This window comes from Desulfovirgula thermocuniculi DSM 16036 (assembly GCF_000429345.1).
Lineage (GTDB): Bacteria > Bacillota > Desulfotomaculia > Desulfotomaculales > Desulfovirgulaceae > Desulfovirgula > Desulfovirgula thermocuniculi.
Genome location: NZ_KE386887.1, coordinates 97,296 through 121,056, shown reverse-complemented (window position 1 = coordinate 121,056; position 23,761 = coordinate 97,296). Strand labels below are relative to the sequence as shown.

Sequence of the window (23,761 nt, the reverse complement as noted above, 5' to 3'; positions counted from 1 at the left end):
CGTAGTCAAAAAGTCTTCACCCCGCCTGTCGGCAATTCAGAACCTCACCGGCGTCACGCTCCCTACGTCGGGGTCGTTGGCCCTGGAGGCGTCCAGCACCGGGGGAGCAAAAAGCTGGCGGCAGGCCTGATTGCTCTCTACGGCCACGTCTGACGCATATGTAACCGGATGGTATGCTCATGCTGGTGTTTATTTCCTGAGGCCGACTCTGTGGTGGCTTGTTTAAACCATCTACGGTTTGGTTTCAAGGCAGGTTCCTCGAGGCGTTCGTTTGGGTGATGGGGTCTCATAAGGGAAATTTTCTTGTGAGGGCACCTACTGAATCTTGACACGGACTAGGTCCGCAGGTGGGATTGCCAGGCCATTTTTTCTGCGGTAAGATACATTTGTAAAAGACTGAGAGGGGGGCATGGTTAATTATGGAATGCCATGTGGAAAAAAATAAGGCCCAGTGTACCTGTACCTACGAGCCATGTTCGCGCAAGGGCAAATGCTGCGAGTGTGTGGCCTACCACCGCAGGTACAACCAGCTGCCGGGATGTTTCTTCCCTCCTGAGGTAGAGAAGACCTACGACCGCTCGTATGCCCGTTTTGTGGAATGCTACCGCCGCTAGCACTGGGGGGTGGTTTTTTGCCGTTGGTGCGCAGGCACGTTTTTATCAGCGGCAAAGTGCAGGGCGTTTATTTTCGCGTTTACACGCGGGATGAGGCCGCCAGGCTTGGCCTTACCGGCTGGGTGCGCAACCGCCGGGACGGGCGGGTGGAGGCGGTGTTTGAGGGCGAGGAGAGCGCCGTCGAGGAAATACTGGCCTGGTGCAGGAAGGGCCCACCGGCCTCGCGGGTGGACAAGGTGGAGGTAGTAGAAGAGCCCTATACGGGCGAATATAAGGACTTTACCATTGCTCCGACGGTGTAAGGGATGAACAGAGAGAGATTGTGGCGCGTGAAGGGTCAAGACCCCGTTCTCCAGGAAATTATTTCCCGCGAAATGGGTATCTCTCCTCTGCTGGCCCGGCTTCTGGTTAACCGCAGGGTGCTTACGGTGGAAGATGCCCGCTTTTTTTTAAGAGGCACTCTGGAACAGGCAGCCGATCCCTTTCTGCTGCCGGACATGCCTGTGGCCGTGGAGAGGATCGTTGCCGCCGTTAAAAGGAAAGAAAAGATCCTCGTTTACGGCGATTACGATACAGACGGGGTTACCGCCACCGCCCTCATGGTATCTGCCCTGAGACGCCTGGGGGCAAAGGTGGATTACTACATTCCCCACCGCCTCCATCAGGGGTATGGCCTGCATACCGACGTGCTTAACTGGGCAAGGCAGGCGGGGTACGGCCTCGTGGTCACCGTGGACTGCGGGGTGAGTGCCAGGAAAGAAATAGAAGAGGCGGGGAAGGCCGGTGGTCCGGAGGTCATCGTTACCGACCACCACCATGTGCCCGAGGAAATGCCGCCGGCCCTGGCGGTAGTTAACCCCTGCCGAGAGGACTCTTTATACCCCTTCAACGACCTGGCCGGAGCAGGGGTAGCCTTAAAGCTGGCCCAGGCCCTCCTGGAAGCAGCCGGAGAGGGCAGGGAGGCCTGGCAAGATTTCCTGGACCTCGCCTGCCTGGGCACGGTGGCCGACCTGGTACCCCTGGTGGGAGAGAACCGCCTTATTGTTAAGTACGGCCTGCCCAGGCTGGCAGATACTTCTCGGCCCGGCTTGAGAGCCTTAATGCAGTTGAGCGGCTTAAAGCCCGAGAGGCTGGGGGTAAGGGAGGTCGGCTTTGCCCTGGCGCCGCGGCTTAACGCCGCCGGGCGCATGGATGACCCGCGCCTGGCCGTAGAGCTTCTCCTCTGCCGGGATGAGGGCCAGGCCCTAGAATTGGCGGCAGGGCTGGACCACCTGAACAGGAAGCGTCAGGAAGTGGAGGCGAAAGTGCTGGCGGAGGCCCTGGGCATGATTGAAGCCGGGGAGGCCGGGGAGATGGTGGTGGTGCTGGCCTCTTCGGGCTGGCACCCCGGGGTCACGGGCATTGTGGCCTCCCGCTTGGTGGAAATGCTCTACCGGCCTGTCCTGCTGGTGAGCATTGAGGGTGAGCGTGGGAAAGGTTCCGGGCGCAGCATCCCGGGGTTCCACCTTTACCGGGCGCTCCACCACTGCCGGCAGCACCTCCTTGCCTACGGGGGGCACGAGGGAGCGGCGGGTTTTACCGTTCACGCCGACCGGGTGGAGGACCTGCGGGCGGCCATAAACGAGTATGCTTCCTGCATTCTCACGCCGGAGCTCCTCGTGCCCTCCCTGGACATTGATGCCCTTGTTTCGCTGGACGAGCTTGTGCCGGAAACGGTGGCCGAACTGGAGTGCCTGGCCCCCTTTGGTCCCGGAAATCCCGAGCCGGTGCTGGCCTGCCGCGGGGCGTGCGTGGTAAGCGTGAGGGAGGCCGGGCGCGATGGGCGCCACCTGAAGCTCTGGGTAAGAGAGCGGGAAACGGCACTGGATGCCATTGGCTTTGCTTTAGGTAGTTATCTGGAAGAAATAAAGCCGGGGGAATCACTGGATTTAGCCTTCGTGCCCGTGCTGGACAGGTGGAACGGAACCCTGCGGGTACAGCTGGAGCTCAAAGACCTGCGGAGTTCGGGGAAGCCGGGATGCACCTGCCTGGAGGAGGGCCCGCCGCTTTTAGTAAACGGCTTTCTGGATGAACTGTTTAAACAGGCGGCAGAGGCCCTGCAAAAGAGTACCTCCTGGTTTGTTCCCGAATGCCTCCAGCGGCAGGCGGCGGGCGGGTTTTTCTCCCCTGCTCTCCCCTTTGTGGCTGAAGGTGAAATTGCCGCCTCGCGGGGTGCGGCGCAAGTTACCCCCCGCGCTCCCTCCGTTGTCGCCCTGCGCGGCACGGCTGCCCGTTCTTCCTGGCTGGCCCGCCTGGCCGCCAGGGGAGAGCGCCTGCTGGTGATAACCGGCTCGGCCCACCGGGCGGTGGAGCTGGCAGCCTTTTTCCGGCAGGTTAGCCCGGAGGCCGGCGTGGCCTTTGGCCACATGGGCCTGCCTTGGGAGCAGCTGGAGGCGATATGCCGCATGTTTGCGCTGGGGGAAATAAGCACCCTGGTGGTCACGCCTTCGGCGGCCTGCCTGGCGGCTGCGCCGCGCCTGGATGGTGTTGTTCTCTATGACCCGCCGTGCCACCGGGAGGAGTGGGAGATGGTTCTGAGGGCCGCCAGATCGGGCGGGGCAAGGCAGCTGTTCCTGTGCTTTGATTTAAAGGATCTCCGGGAGATCCGCGACCACATAGAATCCCTGGTGCCGGACAGGGATTTTCTGGCCAGGCTGTACATAGCCCTGCGATGGCTTTCCCGCCGGGAAGCAGTCCCCCGCGGGCTGCGGCGGGAGCCTTTCTGGCACCACCTCGCCGGCCTGCTGCGCCGGGAGGGTTACGCGCGGGCACAGGAATTCACCGTGGCCGCGGGCTTGACCGTTTTTGAGGAACTGGGTTTGGTCAGGAAAGTGGCGGAGGGACGTTTTTTGCTCCCCCGTATTAAAGGGGAGAAGCGGGACCTGAGCAGTTCGCCTACTTTTTGCCGCCTGCAGAGGCTCAAGGAGGAAGTTTCGGCCTGGGTGGAATATGTGCTGGGAAGAGGGGTAGAAAACCTGATATAATAACTTGATAAGCTTTTGCCACCAGTATTGGGGGAAGTGAGTCCTGTGCTCCAGGAACTCATCCACCGCGTTATTTTATACAACCCGCAGGCCGATATTGCGCTTTTAAATAAGGCCTACCGCTTTGCTGCGCAGGCTCACCAGGGGCAAAAGCGCATTTCGGGTGAGCCATACATACACCACCCGCTGGCGGTGGCCCGCATCCTGGCAGACCTGGAAATGGATATGCAGACCCTTGTTGCCGCCTTCCTCCACGATGTGGTGGAGGATACGGAAGTAACCCTGGAGGAAGTAAAAGCCGAGTTCGGCGAAGAAGTGGCCCTGCTGGTTGACGGGGTGACTAAATTAAGCCGCCTGGAGTACCGCTCCCGGGAAGAGCAGCAGGCTGAAAACCTGCGCAAGATGTTTTTTGCCATGGCCCGGGACATCAGGGTGATCCTTATAAAGCTGGCCGACCGGCTGCACAACATGCGCACCCTGAAGTATCACCCCGAGCCGAAGCGCAAGGAAATTGCCCGCGAGACGCTGGAAATATTTGCTCCCCTGGCCCACCGCCTGGGAATATACCGCTTAAAGTGGGAGCTGGAGGACCTGGCCTTTTCTTACCTTGAGCCGGAGAAGTACCGCGAGCTGGCCGAGAGGCTGGCCCGCACCAGGGTAAAAAGGGAGGAGCACATTAAAGGGGTCATTGAGGTCCTGCAAAAGAAGCTTGCGGAAGTGAGCATAAATGCCGACATACAGGGCAGGCCGAAGCACCTCTACAGCATTTACACCAAAATGCAAAAGCAGCAAAAAGATTTAAGCGAGATTTACGACATCATGGCCGTGCGGGTGATTGTCGATTCCGTGCGGGACTGTTACGCGGTTTTGGGCACGGTTCACGCCCTCTGGAAGCCCATTCCCGGGCGTTTCAAGGATTACATTGCCATGCCCAAGTCAAACATGTACCAGTCGCTGCACACCACCGTCATAGGTCCCCAGGGCGAGCCCCTGGAAATTCAGATCCGCACCCGCGAGATGCACCGCACGGCGGAGTACGGCATTGCCGCCCACTGGCGCTACAAGGAAGGCGGCAAGACGGACCGCAATTTTGATCAAAAGCTGGCCTGGCTGCGCCAGCTCCTGGACTGGCAGAGGGAGCTCAGGGACGCCCGCGAGTTTATGGAGAGCCTCAAGATCGATCTTTTTGCCGATTCCGTCTTTGTTTTCACCCCCAAGGGAGACGTCATCGAGCTTCCCGCCGGGTCCGTGCCCATAGACTTTGCCTACCGCATTCACACGCAGGTGGGCCACCGCTGCATAGGGGCCAAGGTAAACGGGCGCATGGTTCCCCTGGATTACCAGCTGAAGAACGGTGACATTGTAGAGATTATTACCTCCAAGAACGCCATGGGCCCCAGCCGGGACTGGTTAAACATTGTCAAAACCTCCCAGGCCAAGAACCGCATCCGCCAGTGGTTCAGGAGGGTGCAGCGGGACGAAAACATAGTTAAAGGCCGGGAGGCCCTGGAGCGGGAAGTTAAGCGGCAGGGGCTGGAAGTAGAGGTGCTCAAGGAAGAGCGCCTGCTGGCCGTCGGTCAGCGCTTTAACTTCTCCACCCTGGAGGACCTGTACGCGGCGGTGGGCGAGGGGACCCTTACGGCGCAGGCGGTAGTAAACCGCCTGAAGGAAGAGGGCAGGCCGCCGAAGGCGGCGGTGGAGTTAACCCAGGTCCCAAAGGCCGAGCAGCGCGTCTCGCAGGAAACGGTGCACGGTATTAAAGTTAAGGGCACGGATAACCTGCTGACCAGGCTGGCCCACTGCTGCAACCCCATTCCCGGCGACCCCATTATCGGTTACATCACCCGCGGGCGCGGCGTATCCATCCACCGGCTTGACTGCCGCAACGTCCTCCTGTTCCAGCAGCACGATAAGGAGCGCCTGGTGGAGGTGAGCTGGAACGGCAACTACCATCTCCCCTTCCAGGTAAGGCTTGAGGTGCTGGGGATAGACAGAGCCGGTCTCCTGGGCGATGTGATGGCCGTGCTCAGCGAGATGAGGATCAGCGCCAACTGGGTTAACGCCCGGGGGTTAAAAAACCACCGGGCCATCATTGAACTGCTGCTGGAACTGCAGAGCAAGGAGCAGCTGGAAACCATCATTAACCGTATTAACCGCGTAAAGGATATTTATGAGGTCAGGCGCACCAGCTAGAGCCGCGCGAGGGGCACAAAGAGCAGTTTAACGGGCAGGTAGGAGCCGCCGGGGGGCATGAAGGACAACCTGTACCAGCGTCCTCTCCTTAGGGTTTCGACAAAAATAGCTTCGCCCGGCAGTTTAACGTGCCCGGTCGCGGGCACGTCAATTATTTTCTCCTCCACGGAGATCGTGCCCCCAAACCAGCCGCTGGTAGCCACCAGCAATACCCGGGTGTCCTGTACCGCCTCCAGGGAGATGTTATACAGTATGCCGTAATTGCCTACGTTTACCACCGTCGCTCCGGTAAGGTTATCTCTGCCGGTGGCAAACTCGTCCTCCTTCCCGTCCGCAAGCGGGAGGGCCCCGGCTTCACGTCCCACGCCGCGAATTTCCATTTCCAGTGTGGCGTAAGGGAAAGTTCCCCTGGCATGGATGCCGTCGGGAGGAAGATGAGGTAGCTGGCGCCAACCTTCCCTTGCCGGCATGTGCGCGGGCAGGGCGGCAAAAATAAACTCCAACTCCGCTTCGCTTTCCACATCCAGTATGCCGTGCAGGATCTGCCCCCCACCGGCTGCAGGTGCAGTTTCGTGGAGCACCAGGGCCTCACCGGGGCGGATGCAGTGCTTTTCCTGCTGCGGGGACCGGTAAAACGAGCGGAGGGCTTCTTTGGCCACGGCATGGGCATCTTTCGAAGGGCCGGCAAAGCCCCCGCGCAAGGCAAAGAGAACGGCCAGCTCCTGGCCTTTATTTACCGCCAGGAGGCAGAGCTTGAGGGGAAGGGGGGAGGTTACCGCATGCCAGAAGTACAGCCTCACCTTCCCGCCGGCTTTGTCCCGGTAGAGAATACCCGGCTTATCCACATACTCCGGGCTGTTGCTGAAAAGGAGCCTGGGGCCGGACCGGTTCTTGGCGGGGCGGTAGGTAACTTTCTCCGGTTCCGGCCTTTGGGCCAGCACTTCCCCGGGCCGTGCTTCGTTTGGGGCGGCGAGAACCCTGAGGCTTTTCTGGTAGGGTATGCTCCAGGCACCGCGGCTGTCCTTAACCTGGAGGGTGACGGTGTAGTTTCCCGGGGTGGGGAAAACATCCTGCCTGCCCGTCCAACGTTCTTCAACGACGGGGTCGCCCTCGCGGTCCTTTACTCTGATTATGTACTTTACGGGCATACCGGCGTACAGGGGTTCCTCCACCTCAAAGCGTGCCACCGGAGGGCAGTTGTCGGAGCCGAGAGAATACATTTTTTCATCCGGCCAGGCGGCGTACGGCAGCTCAAATGCCTCCCTGAAAAACGCCAGAGGGACGAAGGTTACCCAGCCGGACTTCTTGACCTCCGCGGGGAGTACCCTTGCCCCGGCGGCCTTGCCTTCCCCGGTGATGATGACGATGGAGCTGTCAGGGTAAACCTCGGCGCTGGTGCCGTTTAAAGTTACCACTACGCTTTCCGGGCGGCTTTGCCACTCAACTTTGCCCCCGAGCGCCTCGGCGACCTGCCTTAGCGGGACCATCAGGTAATCGCCGGAAAGGTATGGGGCTGCCGGTAGCTTCCTAACCTGGCCCTCCACCCATATCTCGCTTGCCCCGGCAAGGATGACCACGGATTTTATTTGGGATGCCGCCGCCGCGTGGCCCAATGTGGTAATCGCTGCGAAAGCAAGGGCAAAGAGCACCGCTTTGGCACTGCGCATGGCGTTGGTGGCAACCGCACCTCCCGATATAATATGGCGGGATGCCTTCCAGAAAGGTTATTTTACGGTTGACGGCGGCAGAGGGCAATGCGGGTTTTTCCGTGTACGGGTCAGCTTGGGCCCGCAGGTTGGGCGTAAAAAGCCGGGGAGCGGGGCTTTCGTGGAAAATCCGGCCCTGGGTCTTCGGGAGGTGACGATGGCTTGGCGACCGGCGGCCTTTACATAGGCACGAGCGGATACAACTACCCCCACTGGCGGGAGCGGTTCTACCCACCCGAAATGCCTGCGCGCGCTTGGCTGGGGTTCTATGCCGAGCACTTCAACACGGTGGAGCTGAACGTGACCTTTTACCGGCAGGTCCAGCCGCGCACCTTTGAGAAGTGGCACGAGACTACGCCTCCGGACTTCCGCTTTGCCCTCAAGGGACACCGTTTCATCACCCACTTGCGGCGACTGAGCGACGTCGGCGAGGCTGTGGCAAGCTTTTTCCGTTGCGCCGCTCACCTGGAAGAGAAACTGGCCGTGGTGCTCTGGCAGTTTCCGCCGAGCTTCCAGTCAGATGAGGCGCTATTAGCGGCATTCTGTGCCCTGCTGCGGGAAATCCCTCCTGCGGCCCGCACCCGCCACGCCTTTGAGTTTCGCCACCGCAGCTGGTTTGCGCCGCCCACCTACAGGATTCTTGCCGCCGGTAACTTTGCCCTTTGCATCGGCGACTCTCCCCGCTGGCCGCAAGCGGAGGAAATTACGGCCGACTTTGTGTACCTGCGGTTTCACGGGGGCAAGCAGTTGTACCGCTCGAACTACAGCACCGCAGAGCTCGGCACCTGGGCGCGCAGGATCGAGGGCTGGCTCGGGCAGGGCCTAGACGTATATGCCTACTTTAATAACGACGCCGAAGGTCACGCGCTACATAACGCCGCGGAGCTGCGCGCCCTGGTAGGAAGGCCGTAACTCCCCGAGACAACCCTTGCGGCGGGTGCAGGAAGGGGGGTCGGAGGCGGGGAATAAAAATTTAAAGTGGGTTTTGCGGATCGGGATCTTGATTTGCCGGGGTTTCCGGTGTTAAGGTGTTAATATGCCGGAAAGGCAGGCGCGCACGCCGGCTACTTCTAAGGAGGAGAAGGGCAGTGCGGGCGGTGGTGCAGCGTGTCTCCAGGAGCGCAGTGGCGGTGAACGGGGAGGTGGTTTCCGCCACCGGGCGGGGGCTTCTGGTCCTCCTGGGAGTGGGCCTGGGAGATACCCCTGAGGATGCAAGGTACCTGGCCCAAAAGGTGGCGCACCTGCGCATTTTTGAGGACGAGCGCGGCAAGATGAACCTTTCCGTCCTGGACGTTGGCGGGGAGGTAATGGTGGTTTCGCAGTTTACCCTTTACGGCGACTGCCGGCACGGCAGGCGCCCCAGCTTTGAGCGGGCGGCGGGCCAGGAAGAAGCGCGGCTGCTTTACGGGCTTTTCATGGACTACTTGAAGGAACAGGGGGTCCGCGTGGCCGCCGGTGTTTTTGGCGCGCACATGCAGGTGGAGCTTGTCAATGAGGGGCCTGTAACCGTTTTGCTGGATAGCAAGAAGGAATTTTAAAAAGGGGGGTATGCCGGTTGATTTTGGAGGGCTTTCCTGTGGGTCCCATGGCGGCCAACTGCTACATTATCGGCTGCCCGGAGACAAAAGAAGCGGCGGTGGTAGATCCCGGTGCAGAGGGAGGGCGTATCTTGCGCCGCCTCGAGCAGCTAGGGCTCACGTGCCGGTACATAATTCTCACCCACGGTCACGCCGACCATATTGGGGCCGTAGGCCAGGTGAAAGAGGCTACGGGGGCCGAGGTGCTCATACACCGCGAGGACGGAAAAATGCTGACCAGCCCGGCCAGCAACCTCTCCCTCTACGTGGGCATGGCCTTGAGCTTTGACCCGGCCGAAAGGCTACTGGAGGACGGCGACACCGTGACGGTGGGCAAGTTGACCTTAAAAGTAATACATACTCCCGGGCACACGCCGGGCAGCATCTCCCTGGAAGTAGGGGACTGTTTGATAACCGGGGACACTCTTTTTGCCGGCTCGGTGGGCCGCTCCGATTTTCCCGGGGGCAGCCACCAGCAGCTCATCCGTTCTATTAAAGAAAAACTCCTGGTGTACCCTCCGGAAACTAAAGTGTTGCCCGGCCACGGACCTACATCGACCGTTGGGGAAGAAGCAAGGTATAACCCTTTCCTAACGGATCTCTTTTAGGCAACTTGCCTGCTACGGGGTGTGAAGAGTTATGGGGCAGAAACTGGTGGCCGTTTACGGGACCAGGGAAGGTGCCGGCAAAACCGCCGTAGCCCTGGAACTGGCCGGGGCATACTGCCTGCGGCGCAAAAAGACCCTGCTGGTAGACATGGCCCTGGGCGGGGGCCAGGTGGCCGGGTTGCTGAAACTACCTCCCGAACCCAACCTGGGCCAGTGGCTCCAGGAAATAGACGAGCTCATGCGCGAAGGGCGGCCTTATTATGAAATCGAGTTTCCCCTGGAAAGGGTGACCTCCCTTATCCAGCAGCATTATACGGGGCTTTTTGTGCTGGCCGCCAGCCCGCGCGACTATCCCGGCAGGGCGGCAGAGATGGTGGAGGTGGTGCTTTCCCATCTCAAGCGCACGGACTACGAAGTGGTTGTTTTCGATACCCGCTCTGTGGTGCGGGAGTATGTCTTGTGCCTGCTCTCCCAGGCGGGGGTGGTCCTCCTGGTGGAGGATACCTACCGTTATCACCTCCAGCACGCAGCTGAAACCTTAGAGCGCTTAAGAGAAGCCGGGCTGGATACCGGCAACTTCTACCTGGTGTGCAACCGCCTGCCGTCCTTGGCAGATGAGGCTCCCCAGGAGGCTGCGGTGGCGCTGGGCATCCCCCTGGCGGGGGTGCTTCCCGAACACCCGAGGCTAAACCAGCGCTTCGGGCCCAGGCCTGTTTCCTATGAAGAGCTCAGCCGCTACACGCAGGCGCTGGAGGAGCTGGTGGCGCGCCTGGAGCAGCTTGGTTGACAGGCGCCTTTTCCGGTTCATAAAATATTTGGGGAGGAAAAGAGGGAGTTGCTCCCGTCCCGGCCTTTTGCGTGGTTGCGTGGGCGACCGGGTGCGGGAGCTTATGCTGTTAAGGAGGTCTCCGCGCCATGCTGACCACCAGGCCCCGGGGTACCAGCGATATCCTTCCCGGGGAAGTGGAAAAGTGGCAGTATTTAGAACAGGTGATCCGCAACCTCTGTCGGGAATACGGTTACCGGGAAATTCGCACCCCCATTTTTGAGCACACGGAGCTTTTCGAGCGGAGCGTGGGGGAAGCCACAGACATTGTGGAAAAGGAGATGTATACCTTTAAAGACCGCGGTAACCGCAGCATTTCCTTAAGGCCGGAAGGGACGGCGGCGGTGGTGCGGGCTTACCTGGAGAACCGGCTTTATGCTGGCCCGCAGCCGGTGAAGCTTTATTATCTAGGGCCGATGTTCCGCTATGATCGCCCGCAGGCCGGACGCTACCGCCAGTTTCACCAGTTCGGGGTGGAGGCCTTGGGTTCGCATGACCCGGCGCTGGATGCCGAGGTCATGGCCATGGCCATGGACCTGTACTCCCGGCTGGGCTTAAAGGAAATCGAACTGCACGTGAACAGCCTCGGGTGCCCGCAGTGCCGCCCGGTTTTCCGTGAAAGGCTGCGGGAGTTTTTCCGGGAGCGGGACGGTGTATTGTGCCGGCACTGCCGGGACCGCCTGGAACGCAACCCCTTGCGCATACTGGACTGCAAGGAGGAGGGCTGCCGGGGGGCCGCGCAGGGCGCTCCCACCGTGCTGGGCTCCCTTTGTTCCCCGTGCGAGGATCACTTCCGAGCCGTGCTAGGGTACCTGGAGCAGTTGGGGGTGCCCTATACCGTGAATCCCTGCCTGGTGCGAGGCCTGGATTACTACAACCGCACGGCTTTTGAGGTCGTGGCCAGGGATGTAGGGGCACAAAGCTCCATCGGCGGGGGCGGTCGTTATGACGGCCTGGTGGAGGCGTGCGGGGGCCCTGATGTGCCCGGCATTGGCTTTGCCTCGGGGCTGGAGCGCGTCCTCCTGGCCATGGAGCGGCAGGGCATCTCCGTGCCCTCGCCGCCCGGGCTGGACGTTTTTCTGGTTGCCGCCGATGAAGCAGCCCGGGAGCAATCCCTGGTCCTGGTTCAGCAGCTGAGGAAAAGCGGCCTTGCGGCGGACCGCGACTACATGGGGCGGAGCCTGAAGGCGCAAATGAAGTTTGCCGGCAAGCTGGGCGTGGGGCTGGTGGCCATTTGCGGCGCGGGGGAACTTGCGCGCGGGGCGGTCATCCTGCGCGACATGCGTACCGGCATCCAGGAAGAGGTGCCGCTGTCCAAACTGGTGGAGGAAGTAAAACTCCGTTGCACCGGCAGAAAGGAGAGTGCGCCTGTTAATGGAAACCATGCAGGGGCTTAAGCGTACCCATTACTGCGGCTTGCTGCGCAGGTCACACGTGGGCGAGAAAGTGGTGTTAATGGGCTGGGTGCACCGCCGGCGGGATCACGGCGGGGTAATCTTCATCGACCTGAGGGACCGCACGGGAATAGTGCAGGTGGTGGTGAGCCCCGACCGCTCCGGGGAGGCCTTTGCCAAGGCCGAGGCCGTGCGGGCGGAGTATGTTTTGGCCGTGGCCGGCCGGGTGGAAGCGCGCCCGGAAGGCACGGAAAACAGGAACCTGGCCACCGGTGAAGTTGAAGTGGTGGCCGGGGAGTTGCGCGTGTTAAACCAGGCCAAGACGCCGCCCTTTCCCATTGAAGACGGTGTGGAGGTGGACGAAAACGTACGCCTGCGCTACCGTTACCTGGACCTGCGGCGTCCGGAAATGCAGCAGGCCCTGGCCCTGCGGCATCGCGCGGCAAAGGCGGTGCGGGACTTCCTGGACAGGCACGGCTTCTGGGAAATCGAAACGCCCATGCTTACCCGCAGCACGCCGGAAGGGGCGCGCGATTTCCTAGTGCCCAGCCGGCTGAACCCCGGCTGCTTTTATGCCCTGCCCCAGTCGCCGCAGCTTTACAAGCAAATCCTCATGGTGGCGGGGATCGACCGCTACTTTCAAATCGTGCGCTGCTTCCGGGACGAGGATTTGCGCGCCGACCGCCAGCCGGAGTTTACGCAGATCGACATCGAAATGTCTTTTGTGGATGTGGACGACGTCTTGGAACTGATGGAAGAAATGATGGTCTACCTGTTCCGGGAAACCATTGGCATCGCGCTTTCCCGTCCTTTTCCAAGGCTTTCCTACCGCGAGGCCATGGAACGCTTTGGCACGGACAAGCCGGACACCCGCTTTGGCATGGAGCTAAAGGACGTTACCGACATAGCCCTGAAGTGCGGCTTTAAAGTGTTTGCTTCTGCCGCAGAGGCGGGAGGGCAGGTAAAGGGCATTAACGCCAGGGGCTGCGGCAATTTCAGCCGCAAGGATCTCGAAGAACTTACGGCCTTTGTGGCCAACTACCGTGCCAGGGGCCTGGCCTACCTTTACGTCACTCCTGAAGGCGTGAAATCGCCCATTGCCAAGTTCTTTACCGCGGAAGAAATAAAGGCCATCCTGGAACGCCTGGAGGCCTCGCCGGGCGACCTGCTCCTCTTTGTGGCCGATAAACCCGAGGTGGTGGCCGCCTCCCTGGGGGCGCTGCGCCTGCACCTGGCCCAGCGGCTGGGTCTTATCCCGGAGGGCACTTTTAATTTTGTGTGGGTGGTTGACTTTCCCCTTTTAACCTACGACGAGGAAGAGGGCCGCTTTGTGGCCGTCCACCATCCGTTTACCTCGCCCCGGGAGGAAGACATTCCCCTGCTCAGGACCGATCCGGGGCGGGTGAGGGCCAGGGCCTACGATCTGGTGTTAAACGGCGTGGAGGTGGGAGGCGGGAGCATCCGCATCCACCGCCGCGACGTGCAGGAAGAGATGTTTGCGGCCATCGGCTTGAAACCCCAGGAGGCCCGGGAGAAGTTTGGCTTCATGCTCGAAGCCTTTGAATACGGCACTCCTCCCCACGGGGGCATCGCCTTTGGCTTTGACCGCCTGGTGATGCTCATGGCCGGCAAGAAGACCATCAGGGACGTTATAGCCTTCCCCAAGACCCAGAGCGCCGCCGAGCTAATGACCCGGGCCCCCAGCGAGGTCTCTCCGGACCAGCTGCGGGAGCTGCACATCAGGGTTCACCTCCCCCCGGAGGCAAGGGCGGCGCGCTCCTAGACGGGTTTCCCCTTGCAAAGGGCCGCGCTTTGTGTTAACATAAAGCTGCAAGGCCAAAACCCTGCTATGCGCGTGAACGCCTCTGAAGTTCTGAGCCAACACCAACAAAAAGGGAGCCCGGGCTCTGGCTGTGGAATGCAGGCCTCCTCCCCTGACCGGGAGATGAGGAAGCAAGAAACAGTTAGGAGGGCACCCACCTTGTGAGGACCGGGTTCAGGGAACTTGGGGGTTCACGGCATCGGTGGGGTTTTTGTGTATACAAATTGACACCGCCTTTAACCGGGTATTATAATGAAATGAGGCTAGTTAGTTTTTCGGGAGAAAGGGGAGAAAGGGTTGGGGAGCGGGAATATCCAAATTTTAAAGGACGCTACCTTCAGGGAGTTTGTCACTAACTCCCAGGTACCCGTCCTGGTGGATTTCTGGGCGGAATGGTGCGGGCCCTGCAGGATGATTGCACCGGTAATAGAAGAAATAGCCGCCGAATATGCGGGGAAGGTGCAGGTGGCCAAGCTCAACGTGGACGAGAACCAGAAGACGCCGGCCCAGTACAAGGTGATCAGCATTCCCACGCTCATCGTCTTTAAGAACGGCCAAGAAGTGGAGCGCTCGGTGGGTTTTAAAACAAAAAGGGAAATAAAGGCCCTCCTGGATAAGCACTTATAATTAATTTATTGACATACCGGAGAGAGAATTTTAAGGCACGCGGGAAAGTAAAAAGCGTGCCTTAAATTTTTTTTTTGTTCTGGGATGTATTATCTCGTTAAAGGAATGACCATACTATTAGCAAAGGGCAGGAAAAATAAAAACTTTGCAGGAGGTGACCTTTATGACCGGTATTAGCCTTGTGGAGTATTTCCAGAAAGTCAGCGAGCGTTTGCCCAGCGAGGCGGAGAGAGTCCTTCATGCCCTGGCCGAGCAGGGAAGCATGAACAAGGAGGAGCTGTCTCTCACCGCCAAGGTTAAAAGGGCGGTTCTGGACCATGTGGTGATGCAGCTGTACGCCCTTGGCCTGGTGGACGTCTCTACGGAGGGCAAGAGCAAAATCTGCAGCGTCACCAAGCTGGGAGGAGATTACCTAAACCTTATAGTTAAAAAGGCCAGTTAAGCGAATGCCTGTTTTGGGCCGGCCTTTATGTGAAAGGCCGGCTTTTTCCTTATCCTATGGGCGGTATAATAGTTCATGAGGTGGTGCGCCTTGGAGGATCTTTTCACGCGAGCGGCAAAAGAAACCCTAGAAAGGGAAGCCCCCCTGGCCGAGCGCATGCGCCCGCGTACTTTAGAGGAATTTGAGGGCCAGCTTTCCGTTGTCGGCGAGGGGACGCCCCTTCGCCGGGCCCTTGAAGCCGACCTGGTACCCTCCCTTATCCTCTGGGGGCCTCCCGGCACGGGCAAAACCACCCTGGCCCACATTATTGCGCGCGCGACCAGGGCGTTCTTTGTCACCCTCAACGCCGTTACGTCCGGTGTGGGGGAGATCAGGCGGGTTATTGAAGAGGCCCGGGAGAGGAGGGCCTACTATAATCAAAAGACCATTCTTTTCATTGACGAAATCCACCGCTTTAATAAAGCGCAGCAGGATGCCCTCCTGTGGGCGGTGGAAAAGGGGCTGATCACTTTAATTGGCTCCACCACCGAAAACCCCATGTTTTCCGTCATTCGGCCCTTGCTGAGCAGGGTCCACCTCTACCGCCTGGAGCCGCTCGGGGAGGAAGACATCGCGCGCATCCTCCGGAGGGCGCTGGCCGACAGGGAAAGGGGGCTCGGCTCCTACCGGGTAGAAGTAGAGCCTGCCGCGCTGGAGCACCTGGCGCGGGCCTCCAACGGCGATGCCAGGGCGGCTTTGAATTACCTGGAAATAGCCGTGCTGCACACTCCTCCCGGGGAGGACGGCATCAGGCGCGTTGACTTGCGTGTGGCCCAGCAGGCCAGCGGCAAGCAGGTTCTCAAATACGACCGGGCAGATGAGCACTACGACGTGGTGTCCGCCTTTATTAAGAGCATGCGTGGCTCCGATCCCCAGGCCACCGTGTACTGGCTGGCCCGCCTCCTTTACGCCGGGGAAGACCCGCACTTCATCTGCCGGCGGCTCATCATCCACGCCGCCGAGGACGTGGGGCTGGCCGATCCCAGGGCCCTCCTGCTGGCTACGGCAGCGGCCCAGGCGGTGGAAAGGGTGGGCTTGCCCGAAGCGGCCCTCATTATGGCCGAAGCCGCCATCTACATAGCCAGGGCGCCGAAGAGCAACTCCGTCCTGCGGGCCATCAACAGGGCCATGGAAACGGTGGAAAGGGAGAGATCCCATCCCGTGCCTCCTCACCTGAGGGATGCCAGCTACAGCGGTGCCGCCGAGCTCGGCCACGGCAGGGGGTATAAGTACCCCCATGACTACCCGGGGCACTATGTCCCGCAGCAGTACCTTCCCCCTGAGCTGGCCGGTCGCGTTTTTTACGAGCCGTCGGGCCAGGGTGAGGAGAATTGACAGGCCCTCCCGGATATATTAAAATCATAACCAACGAATTCCGAGTATTTTTGTAGGAATTTGAACGGGAGTCCAAAACGGCAGGAGTGAGGCAGGTGCGCCTGTCCACCCGGGGACACTACGGCTTAAAGGCCATCATGGACCTTGCCCTGCGCTACGGCCAGGGCCCGGTGGCTTTGCGGAGCGTGGCCGAAAGGCAGGGCATATCCGAACATTACCTAGAGCAGCTCATCGCCCTCCTGCGCCAGGCCGGGCTGGTCAAGGGTGTGAGGGGGGCCCAGGGGGGGTATATGCTGGCACGCGAGCCGGAGAAAATTAAAGTGGGAGAGGTGATCCGTGCCCTGGAAGGCCCAATTGCGCCGGTTTCCTGCGTGAAAGAGGGCGACCCGGTGGCATGCGACCGCGTTACGTACTGCCGCGCGCGCACCGTGTGGCTCCGGGTGCGGGATGCCGTGGCAAGCACTCTGGACTCCATCAGCCTGGCCGATCTTTGCCGGGAAGCGGAAGATGTTAGGAAGGGAGGCCATAACGCTACATGACCCGCCGCATATACTTTGACCACAGCGCCACCACACCGGTGCACCCGGAAGTGGTGGAGGTGATGTGCGAGTTTTTGAGGGATAACTTTGGTAACCCCACCAGCCTTCACTGGTTTGGCCAGAGGGCCCGCAAGGCCGTGGAAGAGGCGAGGGAAAAGGTGGCCGCAGCCATCGGGGCGCACCCGAGCGAAATTGTGTTTACCAGCGGCGGCACGGAAGCCGACAACATGGCCATTCACGGGGTGGCCTACACCAACCGCAACCGCGGCAACCACATCATTACCAGTGCCGTGGAGCACCATGCGGTGCTCAATACCGTGAAAGCCCTCGGCAAGGAGGGCTTTACCGTAACCGTTTTACCGGTGGACAAGTACGGCATGGTCAGCGTGGAGGACGTGGCGGCGGCCATTACCGATAAGACCATTTTAATAAGCATCATGCACGCCAACAATGAAGTGGGCACCATCATGCCCATTGCCGAGATAGGCCGCCTGGCCAAGGAAAAGGGCATTATTTTCCACACGGATGCCGTGCAGAGCTTCGGGAGAATTCCGGTCAACGTGGATGAGCTGAATGTGGACCTGCTCACCATTTCCGCTCACAAGATATACGGGCCCAAAGGGGTAGGGGCACTGTACATAAGGAAGGGAACCCGCTGGAAGCAGACCCTCTTCCACGGGGGAGCCCAGGAGCGCCTGCGCCGGGCCGGCACGGAAAACACGCCGGGCATTGTAGGCTTTGGCAAGGCGGTGGAGCTGGCCATGGCCAGCATGGAGGAGGAGTCGGCGCGGCTGGCCAGGCTGCGCGATAAGCTTATCCGCGAGGTTACCACCAGAATAAGCCATGTCCGCCTGACCGGGCACCCCACCAAGCGCCTGCCCAACCACGCCAGCTTCTGCTTTGAATTTATCGAAGGGGAGTCCATGCTTTTGAGCCTTGACTTAAAGGGGATTGCCGCCTCCAGCGGCTCCGCGTGCACCTCCGGTTCCCTGGAGCCCTCCCATGTTTTGCTGGCCATGGGCATCCCACCGGAGGTGGCCCACGGCTCCATCCGCATCACGCTGGGGCGGGATAATACAGAGGAAGACATTGACTACTTCCTGGAAGTAATGCCGCCGATTGTGGAGAGGCTGCGCGCCATGTCGCCGCTGGACCAGGAGACGGAGTTTACCGTTTCCAATCACTGCAACGGCTGCCGGGTGAGCCACATATGTAAGGGATAGGGGGTCACCGTTAATGTATTCTGAAAAAGTAATGGATCATTTTATGAACCCCCGGAACGTAGGGGAGATTCCCGATGCCGATGGGGTAGGCCAGGTGGGTAATCCGGTTTGCGGGGACATCATGAAAATCTACATCAAGGTAAAAAATAACGTCATCGAGGACATCAAGTTCAAAACCTTCGGGTGCGGGGCGGCCATTGCCACCAGCAGCATGGTTACGGAAATGGTGAAGGGGAAGACCATTGAGGAGGCGCTGCAGGTCAGCAACCGGCAGGTGGCCGAGGCCCTGGGGGGCCTCCCCCCGCAGAAAATGCACTGCTCCAACCTGGCGGCTGATGCCCTCCATGCGGCCATCAAGGATTACTTGAGCAAAAAGGAACGGCAGGAGAAAACGGGTGGTGGTTAATGGGAACCAGGGTACTGGTGGCCATGAGCGGCGGCGTGGACAGTTCGGTAACCGCCGCTCTTTTAGTTGAAAGGGGTTACGAGGTCATAGGGGTAACCATGCAGATCTGGGACCCGGCGGTGACCGAGGTGGCCGGTGAGCACGTGGGCTGCTGTTCCCTAGCGGCGGTGGAGGATGCCCGCCGCGTTGCCAACCGCCTGGGTATCCCCTATTACGTCCTCAACTTCCGGCGTGCCTTTGAAGAAAGGGTAATCCGCTACTTTTGCGCTGAATACCTGCGCGGTCGCACGCCCAACCCCTGCATTGCCTGCAACCGCTTCATCAAGTTTGAATTACTCCTGCGGAAGGCGCGCGCCCTTGGGGCCACCTACGTGGCCACCGGCCATTATGCGCGTATTGTTTACGACGGGAGGCGTAACCGCTATTACCTGTGCCGTTCGCGGGACGAGCAGAAGGATCAAACGTATTTCTTGTACACCCTTACGCAAGAACAGCTGGCCCACACCCTGATGCCCCTGGGCGATTATACCAAGGAGGAAGTGCGGCAAATGGCCCGTGAAAGAAATCTCCCGGTGGCCGAAAAACCCGAGAGCCAGGAAATATGCTTCATCCCGGACGACGACTACCGGGAGTTTTTAAGGGAAGTGGCCGGGTCGCAGATTAAGCCGGGCCCTTTCCTGGACCTGGAAGGCAACGTTCTCGGTTGGCATGAGGGGCTGCCGTTTTATACCGTGGGCCAGCGCCGGGGGCTGGGGATTGCTGCCGGTAGGAGGCTGTACGTGGTGGACATCGACCCGACCCGCAATGCGGTAATCCTGGGGCCGCAGGAGGCGCTCTGGAGGAGCGAGCTGGTTGCCGAAGACAACAATTTCATTTCCATTGAGGAGCTAACCTCGCCCTTGGAGGTGCAGGCGCAGATCCGCTACAGGTCCCGCCCCGCCCCGGCAGTTATCAGCCCCCTGGGGGAAGGGCGGGTGAAGGTAAGCTTTTTAGAGCCCCAGAGGGCCATCACCCCCGGCCAGGCGGTGGTCTATTACCGGGGCCAGTGCGTGGTGGGGGGCGGGATAATAGCCGGGAGGAGCACCTCGTAGTCCGCCGGGAGGTGGTAGGATATGGAACTCGAGCGGTGGGGGATTTACCAGGTGAGGCTTCCCCTGCCTTTCCGCCTGGATCACGTGCTCTGCTATGCCGTGCAGGGCCGGGAGGGCTGGTACATCGTCGACTGTGGCTTAAACATCCCGCCGGCCCGTGAGGCCTGGGAGGACTTCCTGGCTGCCCACGGCGTTGACCCCCGTGACGTAAAGGCCGTTTACCTCACTCATTTCCACCCCGATCACTACGGGTTGGCCGGCTGGTGGCAGCAGTTGACCGGGGCGAGGGTTTGCATCAGTGCTGCCGATGCCCGGCTGGCCGGGATTTACTGGCGTGACGGCGCCAGGGCGGCGGAGGCGGTAAGGGAGCTGTTTGTCCGACACGGCATGCCTCCTGCCCTGGCGCGCGAGGCCGTTGGTGCCATGAAAGAGCTCATGGCCACCATGAACGCCCACCCCAGCCTTACCGTCGTAAGCCCCCACGAGGAGGTAAGGCTAGGGGTATTTAATTGCCGGGCGCTTTTGACCCCCGGGCACTCCGACGGCCACCTCTGCTTTTACAGCCCTGCCCTCGGCATCCTATTTTCCGGGGACCACCTCCTCCCCCATATTTCTTCCCACGTCGGGCTGTGGCCTTTTGCCCAGCAGGATCCCCTGGCCAAGTTCCTGCAGTCCCTGCAAGAATGCCTGAAGCTGGAGGTAAGCCTGGTTTTGCCGGCTCACGGTGAGGCCTTCGCCAACCTCCCCGAGCGCATCAACCAGTTGCTCGAGCACCACCGGCAGAGGCTTCGCTTGATGAAGGAACTGGCCGCCCCCGGGGCCACGGCCTATGAAGTGGCCCGTGCAACTTTTGGGGACCGGTTGACGATGCACGAGGTGCGTTTCGCTATGGCCGAAACCCTGGCCCACCTCATGCACCTGGTGGGGAAGGGGGAGTTGGTGGTCAGGGAGGCGGGCAAGGCAGTTGTTTTCGGTGCCCCTCCAAATGCCGTGCGGGGTGCTTGAATATTCCAGGCCAGGGGGGTATTTTTCGGGTCTTTTAAGGGCATAATGCATGATGAGTTCAGGTGTTGCAGCACAGGAGGCGAAGTGTTTTTGCACTGCCCGATTTGCAAAGGAAAGGCTACCGGTAAGGTCGGCCAGGACCACTATTACTGCTGGGACTGCTGTGTTGAGTACCGTATAAACAAGGAAGGTGTGCAAATTTATGAAGTTGCCGAGGACGGCAGCCTGGTCGCCTTCGACCCGGAAAACGAGTTTTTCATTTAACATAGTTCCCGGGGGGTGATCTTATGCGCTTGAGCTTTTGGCGCGGCGTGATCGCCGGCAGTTTGCTGGGTGCCCTGATCGGGATGCTGCTATCCCCTCCCCCTAGGAAACAGGACGAGAGGAACATTTTCCGCCTCGTACGCATGAGCCGCCCTTCCCGCGCACGCCGTTTCTTAAGGGGAGTATCCAGCAGGGTAAGCGAATACATCTTGCGTTAGGTAAAGGTGGGGGTTTCCTCACTTTTTTCTTTTATTGACATTGGAGAGAGCGCTTTTGTATAATTACACCGAAATAAGAAGGGATTTCTTCTAATTTGCCCGCTGTGTGTAGGAGGTAAAGTTAAGTGACCGGAAAAGAGATCAGGGAGAAGTTCCTCAAATTTTTCGAGGAGAGAGGGCACCGCATTTTGCCCAGCGCCTCCCTCATCCCGGCCAACGACCCCAGCCTCTTGTGGACGGCGGCAGGCATGGTGCCTTTCAAGCCCTTCTTTACCGGGACGGCCATACCCGAATTCCGCCGCGTGACCACCTGCCAGAAGTGCCTGCGTACGCCGGATATCGAGTCCGTGGGGCGCACGGCCAGGCACCATACTTTTTTTGAAATGCTGGGCAATTTTTCCTTTGGGGATTACTTTAAAGAAAAGGCCATTCCCTGGGCGTGGGAATTCGTCACCGAGGTACTCCGCCTGCCTCCGGACAAGCTGTGGGTGACCATTTACCTGGACGACGACGAGGCCTTTGACATCTGGCACCGGGAAGTGGGTGTCCCTGCGGAGAGGATAGTGCGCATGGGCAAGGATACCAACTTCTGGGAAATAGGCGTTGGTCCCTGCGGCCCGTGCTCGGAAATCCACGTCGATCTGGGGGAAGAGCGGGGCTGCGGCTCTCCCGACTGCCGGGTGGGGTGCGATTGCGACCGCTTCCTGGAAATTTGGAACCTGGTCTTTATCCAGTTTTACCGTGACGAGGAGGGCAACTATTCCCCCCTGGCCAGCAAGGGCATTGATACGGGCATGGGCCTGGAAAGGGTGGCTTCCGTCCTGCAGGGGGTGCCCAGTAACTTCGATACCGATCTCTTCCGGGAAATTATGGACTTTACCTCGTCTATTGCCGGCGTCCGCTACGGGGCCGACAAGAAAACGGACATGGCCCTGAAGGTCATTGCCGACCACTGCCGGGCGGTGACCTTTGCCGTTGCCGATGGCGCCCTTCCCTCCAACGAGGGGCGGGGCTACGTCATCAGGAGGCTTTTGCGGCGCGCCGTGCGTTTTGGCCGCCTGCTGGGCCTGCACGAGCCTTTCTTTTACCGTGTATCCGATGCCGTTATCCGCCAGATGGGCGATGTCTATCCCGAGCTTGTGACTTACCGCGAGCACGTTTTAAAGGTGATTCGCAGCGAGGAGGAGCGCTTTGGCGAAACGCTGGCCCAGGGCACGGAAATTTTAAACGCCCTTATAAGCGAGGCCAGGGCGGCGGGCAGCACGGTCATTTCCGGGGAAGATGCCTTCAGGCTGTACGATACCTACGGCTTCCCCCTTGAGCTAACCAAGGAAATGGCTGCCGAAGAGGGCCTCACGGTGGACGAAGAAGGCTTCAAGCGCGCCCTGGAGGAGCAGAGGGAGAGGGCCCGCAGCGCCCGCGTGGAAATGGAGTACCTTTCCGAAAGGGATGCCTTTTACAAGTCCCTGCGGGATGAGCTGGGCGAGAGCATCTTCGTCGGGTACGAGAGCTTAGAGGCCAGGGCGAGGGTCCGGGCGGTCCTCAAGGAGGGACGGCGCGTGGGGGCGGCGGCAGCCGGTGAGGAAGTGGAGTTTGTCCTGGACGTCACCCCTTGCTATGCGGAGGCCGGCGGCCAGGTAGCCGACCATGCGGTGGTCAGGGCCCGGCACGACCTGGAAGTGGAGGTGCGGGATGTCTTCCGCCCCGTGGAGGGGCTCATCGTACACCGCGGGCAGGTGCGGAGCGGCATTTTGCGGGAAAACGACGAAGTGAGGGTGGAGGTCGACGCCCGGCGCCGGCGGGATACGGCCCGCAACCACTCCGCCACCCACCTGCTCCACAAGGCCTTGAAGGAAGTGCTCGGCCCGCACGTCAACCAGGCCGGTTCCCTTGTGGCGCCCGACCGCCTGCGTTTTGACTTCACCCATTATACCGCCCTCTCGCCCGAGGAGCTGCGCCGGGTGGAGGACCTGGTTAACGAAAAGATACTGGAAAACCTCCCCGTGGAAACATACCTCACCACTATTGACGAGGCGCGAAAGATGGGGGCCATTGCCCTTTTCGGGGAAAAGTACGGTGAGCGCGTGAGGGTCGTGAAGATGGGCAACTTTAGCCTTGAGCTCTGCGGGGGCACCCACGTGCGCTCCACCGCCGAAATAGGGCTGTTCAAGCTGGTCGGCGAGGGCAGCGTGGGGGCGGGCCTGCGCCGGGTAGAGGCGGTAACCGGCGCGGGTGCCCTCGGTTACCTCAGGGCCCGGGAAGAACAGCTGGATCAGGTAGCTTCCCTGCTTAAAGCCTCTCCCGACGAAGTTGTGGCCCGGGTGGAGGCCCTGGTTAGAGAGAACAGGGAGTTGGAAAAGGAGTGCGAGACCTTACGGGCCCGGATAGCCCGCTTTGAGGTACAAAGCCTGCTGGAGCAAGTAAAAGACCTAAACGGCGCCAAATTCCTGGCCGCCAAAACTTCCGCTCCGGACATGGATAGCCTGCGGGCCATGGTGGACCTCCTGCGGGAGCGGCTGGGCTCGGCGGTTATCGTCCTGGCCAGCCCCGTAGGGGGGCGCGTCAACCTGGTGGCTGCCGTGACGAAGGACCTGCTGCCGCGCGGTTTGCACGCGGGTAAGCTGATTAAAGAGGTGGCCGCCGTTGTAGGTGGCGGCGGCGGTGGGCGCCCGGATATGGCCCAGGCAGGCGGCAAGGACCCCTCCCGCCTGCAGGAGGCCCTGGAAAGGGCTTATGCCGTTGCGGCCAGCCAGTTAAAGGGGTAGAGAGGAAAAGGAGTGGCCCCAGCCGAATATAAATCCCCTAAAGG

General features: G+C 60.3%; 22 protein-coding genes and 1 other RNA gene. 22 read left to right on the top strand and 1 reads right to left on the bottom strand.

Annotated elements, in window-relative coordinates:
* The first annotated feature begins 431 nt into the window (after window positions 1-431).
* Genes G454_RS0115935 through G454_RS0115920 form a run of 4 tightly spaced genes read left to right on the top strand, consistent with a single transcriptional unit; the run spans window position 432 to window position 5,830 of the window.
* Window positions 432-614: a DUF6485 family protein gene (locus tag G454_RS0115935; RefSeq protein ID WP_245574437.1), complete on the top strand. Its 183-nt coding sequence runs from the start codon at window positions 432-434 to the stop codon at window positions 612-614.
* Between the two features lie 26 nt (window positions 615-640).
* Window positions 641-916: an acylphosphatase gene (locus tag G454_RS0115930; RefSeq protein ID WP_245574439.1), complete on the top strand. Its 276-nt coding sequence runs from the start codon at window positions 641-643 to the stop codon at window positions 914-916.
* Window positions 917-943: 27 nt separating this feature from the next.
* Window positions 944-3,637 (top strand): single-stranded-DNA-specific exonuclease RecJ, encoded by a 2,694-nt coding sequence (gene recJ / locus G454_RS0115925; protein ID WP_051276613.1) that lies wholly within the window; start codon window positions 944-946, stop codon window positions 3,635-3,637.
* Window positions 3,638-3,682: 45 nt separating this feature from the next.
* Window positions 3,683-5,830, top strand: a complete 2,148-nt coding sequence (locus G454_RS0115920; protein ID WP_035108154.1) for a RelA/SpoT family protein — start codon at window positions 3,683-3,685, stop codon at window positions 5,828-5,830.
* Here G454_RS0115920 and G454_RS0115915 read toward each other — a convergent pair.
* Window positions 5,827-7,497 carry a copper amine oxidase N-terminal domain-containing protein gene (locus G454_RS0115915; RefSeq protein ID WP_027719351.1) on the bottom strand — a complete coding sequence of 557 codons (1,671 nt, stop codon included), beginning with the start codon at window positions 7,495-7,497 and terminating at the stop codon, window positions 5,827-5,829. The two genes, G454_RS0115920 and G454_RS0115915, sit on opposite strands and share 4 nt — an antisense overlap.
* Before the next feature lie 201 nt (window positions 7,498-7,698).
* Here G454_RS0115915 and G454_RS0115910 point away from each other — a divergent pair, with 201 nt between their 5' ends.
* The 18 genes from G454_RS0115910 to alaS all read left to right on the top strand — a co-directional run bounded on the left by G454_RS0115910 (window position 7,699) and on the right by alaS (window position 23,717).
* On the top strand, window positions 7,699-8,448 hold the full coding sequence (locus G454_RS0115910) for a DUF72 domain-containing protein (RefSeq protein ID WP_027719350.1): 750 nt from the start codon (window positions 7,699-7,701) through the stop codon (window positions 8,446-8,448).
* A gap of 176 nt (window positions 8,449-8,624) precedes the next feature.
* Window positions 8,625-9,074, top strand: a complete 450-nt coding sequence (gene dtd / locus G454_RS0115905; RefSeq protein WP_027719349.1) for a D-aminoacyl-tRNA deacylase — start codon at window positions 8,625-8,627, stop codon at window positions 9,072-9,074.
* A 47-nt stretch (window positions 9,075-9,121) separates the two neighbouring features.
* Window positions 9,122-9,721, top strand: coding sequence for an MBL fold metallo-hydrolase (locus G454_RS0115900; RefSeq protein WP_211230140.1), 600 nt, complete (start codon window positions 9,122-9,124; stop codon window positions 9,719-9,721).
* Window positions 9,722-9,752: 31 nt separating this feature from the next.
* The gene (locus G454_RS0115895; RefSeq protein ID WP_027719347.1) at window positions 9,753-10,508 is read left to right on the top strand and encodes a CpaE/TadZ family protein; all 756 of its coding nucleotides are present in this window, start codon (window positions 9,753-9,755) and stop codon (window positions 10,506-10,508) included.
* A 128-nt stretch (window positions 10,509-10,636) separates the two neighbouring features.
* Window positions 10,637-11,944, top strand: coding sequence for a histidine--tRNA ligase (gene hisS, locus G454_RS0115890; RefSeq protein WP_027719346.1), 1,308 nt, complete (start codon window positions 10,637-10,639; stop codon window positions 11,942-11,944).
* Complete coding sequence (gene aspS, locus G454_RS0115885; protein ID WP_035108168.1) at window positions 11,922-13,724, top strand: aspartate--tRNA ligase; 1,803 nt, start codon at window positions 11,922-11,924, stop codon at window positions 13,722-13,724. Before hisS ends, aspS begins: the two co-directional genes overlap by 23 nt.
* Before the next feature lie 55 nt (window positions 13,725-13,779).
* Window positions 13,780-13,976, top strand: a non-coding RNA gene (gene ssrS / locus G454_RS21160) — 6S RNA.
* A gap of 84 nt (window positions 13,977-14,060) precedes the next feature.
* Window positions 14,061-14,390: a thioredoxin gene (gene trxA, locus G454_RS0115880; protein ID WP_027719344.1), complete on the top strand. Its 330-nt coding sequence runs from the start codon at window positions 14,061-14,063 to the stop codon at window positions 14,388-14,390.
* 163 nt (window positions 14,391-14,553) lie between these two features.
* Window positions 14,554-14,832: a transcriptional regulator gene (locus G454_RS0115875; RefSeq protein ID WP_027719343.1), complete on the top strand. Its 279-nt coding sequence runs from the start codon at window positions 14,554-14,556 to the stop codon at window positions 14,830-14,832.
* A 75-nt stretch (window positions 14,833-14,907) separates the two neighbouring features.
* Entirely contained in the window at window positions 14,908-16,206 is a 1,299-nt protein-coding gene (locus tag G454_RS0115870; protein ID WP_035108153.1) for a replication-associated recombination protein A, read from the top strand.
* Between the two features lie 95 nt (window positions 16,207-16,301).
* Entirely contained in the window at window positions 16,302-16,745 is a 444-nt protein-coding gene (locus G454_RS0115865) for an RrF2 family transcriptional regulator (RefSeq protein WP_027719341.1), read from the top strand.
* Window positions 16,742-17,968 carry a cysteine desulfurase NifS gene (gene nifS, locus G454_RS0115860; protein ID WP_027719340.1) on the top strand — a complete coding sequence of 409 codons (1,227 nt, stop codon included), beginning with the start codon at window positions 16,742-16,744 and terminating at the stop codon, window positions 17,966-17,968. The genes G454_RS0115865 and nifS overlap by 4 nt, the downstream gene beginning before the upstream one ends.
* Window positions 17,969-17,981: 13 nt before the next feature.
* Window positions 17,982-18,374, top strand: coding sequence for a Fe-S cluster assembly scaffold protein NifU (gene nifU / locus G454_RS0115855; RefSeq protein WP_027719339.1), 393 nt, complete (start codon window positions 17,982-17,984; stop codon window positions 18,372-18,374).
* Window positions 18,374-19,465 (top strand): tRNA 2-thiouridine(34) synthase MnmA, encoded by a 1,092-nt coding sequence (gene mnmA, locus G454_RS0115850; RefSeq protein ID WP_027719338.1) that lies wholly within the window; start codon window positions 18,374-18,376, stop codon window positions 19,463-19,465. The genes nifU and mnmA overlap by 1 nt, the downstream gene beginning before the upstream one ends.
* A 21-nt stretch (window positions 19,466-19,486) precedes the next feature.
* On the top strand, window positions 19,487-20,470 hold the full coding sequence (locus G454_RS0115845; protein WP_027719337.1) for an MBL fold metallo-hydrolase: 984 nt from the start codon (window positions 19,487-19,489) through the stop codon (window positions 20,468-20,470).
* Between the two features lie 90 nt (window positions 20,471-20,560).
* Window positions 20,561-20,734: a hypothetical protein gene (locus G454_RS21960; protein WP_169719393.1), complete on the top strand. Its 174-nt coding sequence runs from the start codon at window positions 20,561-20,563 to the stop codon at window positions 20,732-20,734.
* A 23-nt stretch (window positions 20,735-20,757) separates the two neighbouring features.
* Entirely contained in the window at window positions 20,758-20,952 is a 195-nt protein-coding gene (locus tag G454_RS21155) for a hypothetical protein (protein WP_211230135.1), read from the top strand.
* Window positions 20,953-21,077: 125 nt separating this feature from the next.
* Window positions 21,078-23,717 carry an alanine--tRNA ligase gene (alaS, locus tag G454_RS0115835; RefSeq protein WP_027719336.1) on the top strand — a complete coding sequence of 880 codons (2,640 nt, stop codon included), beginning with the start codon at window positions 21,078-21,080 and terminating at the stop codon, window positions 23,715-23,717.
* Window positions 23,718-23,761 lie beyond the last annotated feature (44 nt).